The 2,949-nt window shown below is 72.1% G+C and carries 3 protein-coding genes; 1 reads left to right on the forward strand and 2 read right to left on the reverse strand.

Going from position 1 to position 2,949, the window contains the following annotated elements:
* Positions 1-381, forward strand: a 381-nt coding sequence (locus tag VMV22_07810; GenBank protein HUY22233.1) for a hypothetical protein, incomplete at its 5' end; no start/stop codon positions are given.
* A 140-nt stretch (positions 382-521) separates the two neighbouring features.
* On the opposite strand, the gene VMV22_07815 is transcribed toward VMV22_07810, so the two are convergent.
* Both VMV22_07815 and VMV22_07820 read right to left on the reverse strand, forming a co-directional pair.
* Positions 522-863, reverse strand: a complete 342-nt coding sequence (locus VMV22_07815; GenBank protein HUY22234.1) for a hypothetical protein — start codon at positions 861-863, stop codon at positions 522-524.
* 437 nt (positions 864-1,300) lie between these two features.
* Positions 1,301-2,949, reverse strand: a 1,649-nt coding sequence (locus tag VMV22_07820; protein HUY22235.1) for a PQQ-binding-like beta-propeller repeat protein, incomplete at its 5' end; no start/stop codon positions are given.

Here is a 2,949-nt window from a genome sequence, read left to right on the forward strand (position 1 = left end):
TCCATGGGCGGCCGACGCCTCAGTGCCCCGATCGTCGGCATCAGCGCCGACAACGCCACCGGGGGTTACTGGCTGGTCGGGTCCGACGGTGGCATCTTCTCGTTCGGGGCCCCCTTCCTCGGCAGCACCGGGGGTGTCCACCTGAGCCAACCCGTGAACGGGATGGCTTCGGTCGCTGACGGGCAGGGCTACTGGCTGGTCGCGTCCGACGGGGGGATCTTCTCCGAGGGGAGTGCTCCATTCCGCGGATCGATGGGTGGAACGAAGCTCAACGCCCCCGTCGTGGGCATGGCGCCCGATCCCCTCACCGGCGGCTACTGGTGCGTGGCTTCCGACGGCGGCGTGTTCAGTTTCGATGCTGGTTTCTACGGCGCCGGGTAAAGCGCGGGGTCCCGGCTCCGATCCATCGGTGGCCCTCGATCACGACCCGTCCGAATCGCTCCGGGCGCACGAGTCACCGTCCTGACCGGGTGGGCCCACCCGCTGAACCGCCATCACCCCGTGCGCCTCGCCGCGGGGCGTCACGCGCCGGTCGGTGGGTCCGCGGCGCGGCGCGCCCTGCGGCGACCGATGCGCACCAAGGCGCCGCCCGCCGCCACGAGCACGGAGGCGAAGCCCGCGCTCTGCACGACGTCGGTCCCCGTGAAGGGCAGGCCGCCCGACGACGGGGTGGCCTGGCGCGGGCTGACCGGCCCCGGGGCCGGTGACACGGGCTCGCCGGGGCTCGGCACGTCGATCGTCGAGCCAGGGACCGGGCCCGGGGCACATCCCGTGTAACAGGCCTGGTCCGCGAACGCCGGGAGCGCAACCGCGAGCGGCAGCGCGCCGGCCAAGGCGACGGTGACGATGAGCCTTCTGACCATTGCGCCAGACGCTAACCGGCATGGAGCCCTTCATCGCGTCTTTGCGCGTCCGCGGCCGGGGTGCGCTGTCGCAGGATCGTGATCTCGACCGCGGGCGACCGCGGGCTGGTTCCCCGAAAGGACGACCGCCGGCTGATCCCCCGACGGGGGATCAGCCTCCCCGATAGAAAAATCAGCCGAGGTCGACGATGGAGGCGTTGGGGAGGTCGTTGGCGGTCGACCGTGGAAGGTGGCGCTGCCGAACGCGAACACCCCGCCGTCGGAGGCCACCAACCAGTAGCCCCCGCCGTCGGGCAGCGGGCGCACCCCGACGACGGGCGCTGCCAGGGGAAGAGCCGCCGCCGCCGCCGCCGCCGACTCGTCCACGGCGTCGAAGGCGCCGGCCGGGATCGACGTCAGCTCGTCGACGGGCACCCGCGGCGGCCGGGTCGAGCCTCCTACGGGCCCAGCGCCACCAGCGAGCCGTTGGCGACCGGGACGTACACGACCCCGTCGGCGACCGTGCACTCCCCCTGGATGGAGGACGCCGCCTTGTAGCTGTACAGGGTCTTGCCGGTCGAGGCGTCGGCGACCACGAGCGTGCTGCCCACCCCTTCGAGGACGAGGCCCGGAACCGCCGTCATCCCCGCGAACAGGGAGGTCGACTGGCAGCTCCGCCAGACAAAGGCCCCGGTGGCCGGGTCCATGGCATCGAGGCTGCCCTTGCAGGTGGCCCCGTTGATCGTCGTGCTCCCCCCGCCGATGTACAAGGTGGTGCCGTCGAACGCCGCCGACACGATGGAGCTCGTCGCCGGTGACCCGCTCGCCTTCGCCACCTGCGTCTGCCACACGGGCCCGCCGGCGACGTTGCTGCGGTCGAAGGCGTAGAAGACGCCGTTCTTGTCGACCGCGCCGACGAGGAGCGTCGCCTTGCCCCCGACGGTGGCGTCGAACAGCGTGGGCGTGCTCCCGAAGTCGGCATCGCCGGCGGCCTGGACAGCCGCCGGGACGGTCCACGACGACAGGACGGCCAGATCGCTCGCCCGGAACTTGACCATGGCCGGAGCCAGGTTGGCGCCCGGCTTCCCGCAGGACGCCGGGTTCCCGGTGTCGACATAGACGCTGGCGTCGGTCGCATCGATCGTGGGAGATCCCCAGACGCCGCCGCCGACGCAGCCGTTCGGCACGAGGTTCGCGGTGTGGAGGATGCTCCCCGTGGTGGCGTCGAGGGCGAGCAGCCTGCCCTGGACGAGCGGACAGTCGCCGAAGGAGGCGACGCCGATGTAGATGACGCCGTTGTCGAGGGCGGGCGAGTCCCACAGGAAATTGTCCGGCGACGAGCCCAGCCTCGTCTGCCAGATGATCGCCCCCGTCTCGGCGTTGAGGGCGTAAAAGACCCCGCTGCCGCCGCCTACGTACATCACCGGGCTCCCGTTCACCGTGGCGACCACAGGGGTGCTGGTCGGGCCGGCCGTGGCCGGTGAGCAGTTGTCGCTCGCCGGCGGGGTCGTGGTGCCGAGGTTCGTCTTCCACACGTCGTGGCCGTTGAGGTCGGTGCCGTGCTCGTTGCCGGTCCAGTCCGACCAGTACACCATGGAGCCGAACACGATCGGCTGCGCAAAGCTCCCCCCGCCGCCGGCATCGGTCCAGTGCACCTTGAGCGCGGCCGCATTGGCCGGCCCGAGCGCCGTCTCCGCCGGGTAGTAGCCCGTGCGGCCGTTGTCGCCGCGGTAGGTCGCACTCTGGGAAGACGCTCCGCCGCCAGCGGACCCTCCGCCAGCGGACCCTCCGCCAGCGGACCCGCCGCCAGCGGACCCTCCGCCCGACGAGCCACCGCCCGACGAGCCACCGCCCGGGGACGTGGCGGGACCGGCGGTGCCCGTCGCCATGCCCACCACCGGTGCGTTCAGGTGCTGGTCGCCCATGGAGCCGTCGAAGGGAGCGTCGAAAGCGAAGACGCCCCCGTCCGCGGCGACCTCCCAGTAGCCGCCGGTCTGCGCGTCGTAGGCCATGCCCACCACCGGTGCGTTCAGGTGCTGGTTGCCCATGGAGCCGTCGAAGGGAGCGTCGAAAGCGAAGACGCCCCCGTCCGCGGCGACCTCCCAGT

This window comes from Acidimicrobiales bacterium (assembly GCA_035531755.1).
Lineage (GTDB): Bacteria > Actinomycetota > Acidimicrobiia > Acidimicrobiales > UBA8190 > DATKSK01.